Genomic DNA, 2,498 nt, shown 5'->3' with positions numbered 1-2,498 from the left:
GGCTGTCCTCGGCGATGTCGAAGACAGCGCCGACTGTGCGCTGGGAGAGATCGACGACGCCGGTAATGCTGCGCAGCTGGCCAGTGACCGGGCCGGTCTCGGCCTGCAGGCTGTAGTTCTCACCGATGGTTAGGTTGGCGACGGCGCGGGCGGGGATGCCGATCCGGGCTTCAAGGTCGCCGCCTTCGACAAGTTCGAGGATGGTCTGGCCGGGGCTGGCGATGGCTCCTTCATCGGCGAAGCGGCCGGTGATCATACCGCCATAGGGCGCGGTGATGCGCGAGAGATCGAGCTGAACGCGCAGGCTGTCGGCCTGGGCGCGGGCGGATTCGATCCGGGCGGCGGAGGTGTCGGACTGGGCGACGACCTCGTCCACACGCTGCTGGGAGACATGGCCCTGCGCCATCAGAGTGCGCTGGCGCTGCGCCGAATCGAGCGCGAGGCGATGGGAGGCGCGGGCTTCCTCGACCAGCGCTTGGGCGGAGGCAAGCTGGGCCGAGAGGCCGCGGGTATCGAGGCGGGCAAGTGTGGCGCCGGTCTCAACGCGGTCGCCGATGCGGACATTGACGCTTTCGACCCGGCCTCCGGTCTGGAAACCGAGACGGCTGGTGCGGCGAGCTTCGGCGAGGCCGCTATAAAGCTCCTCGACCTCGATTTCGTCGAGATAGGCGACCTGGATGACATCGGCGCGGATCGGCTCTGGCGCGGCGCTGGCGACGACCGGGCCGGTCGGGCTGCGCAGCAGCAGCGCGCCGCCGAGGAGCAGACCGATGGCGACAGCCAGCAGGAGGACGAACAGCACGCCCTTCGCCCAGCTTGGCCGGTGCGTGCGTTCTTCATAAGGCGGGGGGACGGAGACTTCGTTCATGGGGCGGACCTGCTGGAAGGGGTCTCTGGGAAGGTCTTGCAAAGGCTGCTGAACATAAGTTCGGTGTGGAAACGTATGAAATCCGCCTGGCTGAGCTGATCGTCCGGGGTCGGCACCATTACGGGGAAGCCGGGTAGCTGGATCATCAACAGGGCGACACCGTGCATCGATGCCCAGAGGGATTTGGCGGCCAGATGCGGGTTCATATCGGTCCGGAAGGTGCCGTTGGCCTGGCCTTCCGCGATCAGGCCCGCAATGACGAGAAAGGCCCGGCCCTTATGGGTTGTGTCGAAGGGCTTGGCGCCGGGGGCGTCATGGTGAGGCGTGGCCGCGTTCCGCTCGGCGGATATCGAGAAGGCTGCCGCATAGTGATGTGGGCGGGCAATCGCGGTTTCAATGTACTTCGCGAAAGAATGACTGGCCCGCTCGCGGAAGGGCTGCGAGACGAGCGAGGCGCCATCGACCTTGGTCATCAGACGCTCGAAAAACGACTCCTTGAGTTCGTCGACGAGTTCTTCCTTGGAGCCGAAATATTTGTAGATCGCCGCGGGCGAGTAATCGATTTCCTCGGCAAGCCGCCGAATCGAAAGCCCCGCCTCCCCCTCTTTCGAGAACACGCGTTCGGCGGCGTCCACGATGGCTGCGCGGACTTTCTGGCGCCGGCGCTCTGCCGGGCTTTCGTCCTGAAGTGTATCGGCCATCGCGCGGGCCTCCACCCAGCGTTCATTTAGTGAACAGCGTTCACTAGTTTGAGTAAATATGCCGTTAAGGCTTGCGCGGCAAGGGCCACGGGCGGATTTTGATCTTTTGCTTGTGCGGGAACGGCGCTAACCCCCTGCTCCATGAGCAAGCTGTTTCCGCCTCCCCCCTCGCCCGGAACCCCGATGCTGGCCAGCCGGCCGGATTACGGCGTCCGCCAGTTCCTCGCCCTTCGCAGATCCGCCAACAAGCTGTTCTTGGCCGAGCCGGGGCCGGACCCTGAGGCGCTGGACGAATTGATCCAGGTGGCGACGCGGGTGCCGGATCACCGGAAGCTGACGCCCTGGCGGTTTGTTGTGTTTGAGGGGGATGAGCGGATCAAGGCTGGCAAGGTGCTGGCAGGAATTGCCGGGCGGCGTTCAGGTGATGTGGAATCGCGCGATGTGATCGAGGCGGCGGGGCTGTTCCTGCGCGCGCCGGTCGTGGTCGCGGTCATCTCATCGCCGCGCGAGACGGGGCGAACGCCCGCCTGGGAGCAGGAACTCTCGGCCGGGGCGATGTGCTATAATCTGCTGCTGGCGGCCAATGCCTGCGGCTGGGCCGGGGCCTGGCTGTCCGAATGGATAGCATATGATCTGGATGTGGCCGACTGGCTCGGCCTCGCCCCGGATGAGCGGATAGCCGGTTTCATCTATCTGGGCACGGCCACGCAGATGCCGCAGGAACGGATGCGGCCGGATACGGCCACGCTGATCCAGCGTTGGCGCGAATCCGAGGGCTGATCAGCCCCGGCCGCGATAGGAGGCGACACCGGTGTCCGGCACGTAGAGCCCCTCGGGCACGGCGCCGGACTGCCAGAAGACGTCGATCGGGATGCCCCCGCGCGGATACCAGTAGCCGGAAATACGCAGCCAGGTCGCTTCGGTAAAAT

The 2,498-nt window shown here is 65.5% G+C and carries 3 protein-coding genes and 1 pseudogene; 1 reads left to right on the top strand and 3 read right to left on the bottom strand.

The genetic code is table 11. The features are described 5' to 3' along the window. On the bottom strand, window positions 1-868 hold an 868-nt coding region (locus ACK4SV_RS16820; protein ID WP_409918997.1), incomplete at its 3' end, for an efflux RND transporter periplasmic adaptor subunit. Next, the gene (locus ACK4SV_RS16815; protein WP_409918996.1) at window positions 865-1,569 is read right to left on the bottom strand and encodes a TetR/AcrR family transcriptional regulator; all 705 of its coding nucleotides are present in this window, start codon (window positions 1,567-1,569) and stop codon (window positions 865-867) included. The genes ACK4SV_RS16820 and ACK4SV_RS16815, both read right to left, overlap by 4 nt. Window positions 1,570-1,710: 141 nt before the next feature. Here ACK4SV_RS16815 and ACK4SV_RS16810 point away from each other — a divergent pair, with 141 nt between their 5' ends. After that, complete coding sequence (locus tag ACK4SV_RS16810) at window positions 1,711-2,349, top strand: nitroreductase (protein ID WP_409918995.1); 639 nt, start codon at window positions 1,711-1,713, stop codon at window positions 2,347-2,349. Here ACK4SV_RS16810 and ACK4SV_RS16805 read toward each other — a convergent pair. Beyond that, window positions 2,350-2,498 (bottom strand): annotated as a pseudogene (locus ACK4SV_RS16805) (NADPH-dependent 7-cyano-7-deazaguanine reductase QueF); the annotation flags it as partial.

Origin of the sequence: Hyphomonas sp., assembly GCF_046313735.1 — a bacterium.
Taxonomy (GTDB): domain Bacteria; phylum Pseudomonadota; class Alphaproteobacteria; order Caulobacterales; family Hyphomonadaceae; genus Hyphomonas.
Note: the sequence above shows the minus strand (reverse complement) of the source record. Positions and strands in the feature narration are given on the sequence as shown.

Coding starts and splice junctions, on each gene's coding strand:
- ACK4SV_RS16815 (WP_409918996.1), bottom strand. CDS start 1,569: ATGGCCGATACACTTCAGGACGAAAGCCCGGCAGAGCGCCGGCGCCAG.
- ACK4SV_RS16810 (WP_409918995.1), top strand. CDS start 1,711: ATGAGCAAGCTGTTTCCGCCTCCCCCCTCGCCCGGAACCCCGATGCTG.